At 50.2% G+C, this 1,694-nt stretch carries 1 protein-coding gene; it reads left to right on the top strand.

The features are described from left to right. Window positions 1–549: 549 nt before the first annotated feature. The coding region (ltrA, locus tag EKK48_16300) for a group II intron reverse transcriptase/maturase (protein ID RTL40824.1) at window positions 550–1,694 on the top strand (1,145 nt) is incomplete at its 3' end.

Here is a 1,694-nt window from a genome sequence, read left to right as displayed (position 1 = left end):
TGCGCTGGGCATGTTCAACAACTCGGAGGTGAAAGTCTTCTACACAGTTTGATGGCAACGAAGTGTTAGTGAACCGCAAGGGCGTAACCGCGAGGTTGGGTCTGGAGGAAGCGGGGAGCAAAATCGCGATCTGACGGACAGAAACCGAATACGAGGCAATCATGATTGGACGAGCGTGCAAGTGAGCGCAAAGTCCATAGCCATCAAGAGTCATGGTTGTAAATTCGGCAGATGCGCGAGGAAGGTGGTTGAACTTACCCCAGGAGATCTGTTGCGTTGTGTCGAAATCGGCACTGGGTTGTTCGAGAGAATTGCCGATCGCGTGACAGAAGTCTGCAGAGGACATAGTAGGTGCATCTGCACCGAAGGTCCAAACGGTAGCAAGGCAAGTAGGACGAGAGCTACATGACTGACAAGCGACAGAAAAATCAACTCAAGGTGACCTTCCAAGAAATCGGAAAGGGTGAAGCCCCGCCCGTTTCCAGAGAAGGGATCGAATCAGAAATGGCGACAATCGAAACCGAAAACCTAGCGCTGGAACATGAACTCATGAAGGAGGTACTAGATCCGGAAAATTTGAAGAAAGCGCTAAAGCAGGTGATGCGAAACAAGGGAGCGGCAGGAATTGACGGTATGACCGTCGAACAACTGCCACAACATCTGCGCGAAAACTGGAAATGGATTAAGAGGACGCTGCAACTAGGCACGTATGCACCAAAAGCGGTGCGAAAGGTAGAGATACCTAAACAGTCCGGAGGAATGCGACAATTGGGTATTCCGACGGTTCTGGATAGATTCGTGCAGCAAGCATTACTGCAAGTAATGCAACGTCACTTTGACCCAACGTTCTCTCAATACAGCTACGGCTTCCGCCCCGGTAAATCAGCCCATCAAGCAATCCAACAAGCGCAGCAGTATGTATGCAGTGGATTGTGCATCGTTGTGGACATCGATCTGGAGAAATTCTTCGACCGAGTCAACCACGATGTCCTAATGGGTCTGATTGCAAAAAGAGTGGAAGACCGAAGTGTTCGCAAATTGATTCGAGCGTTCTTGAACGCCGGCATCATGGAGGATGGTCTGGTAAAACCAACAGATGAAGGCACTCCGCAAGGAGGACCCCTTTCGCCCTTTCTGTCGAATATCATGCTTGACGAACTTGACCGAGAATTGGAGAAGCGAAGGCTTAATTTCATTCGATATGCAGATGATTGCAACATCTACGTACGGAGCGAAAGAGCGGGTAATCGTGTGATGGCTAGCATCACGAGATTCATCAATAAACGATTAAGACTTCAAGTGAATGAGGCAAAAAGTGCCGTCGCTCGACCATGGAAAAGGAAATTCTTAGGATTTAGCCTTACAAGCAATCGACCGTTCAAGCGCAGAATTGCGCCTCAGGCAATCGAACGCTTCAAGGCAAAAATCCGTGAATTGACTCGGCGTACAAGAGGTGAAACTATCGAAAGAATCGCAGAGGAGCTGTCGACATACCTAACGGGATGGCGCGGATATTTTCGATTCTGCGAAACACCTAGTGTGCTAAAGAGCCTTGAAAAGTGGGTCCGGCGAAGATTGCGAAGCCTGCTTTGGAAAAGATGGAAACGCGGCACGACCCGGTACGCCGAGATGCGAGAGCGCGGACTCACTCAGTCCGAGGCTGCCCGAGTCTCGTGTACGACTAGCCCGTGGCG

The organism is Candidatus Melainabacteria bacterium (assembly GCA_003963305.1).
Classification (GTDB): domain Bacteria; phylum Cyanobacteriota; class Vampirovibrionia; order Obscuribacterales; family Obscuribacteraceae; genus PALSA-1081.
The sequence above is the reverse complement of the archived record's forward strand: the minus strand, read 5'-3'. Positions and strand labels throughout refer to the sequence as shown.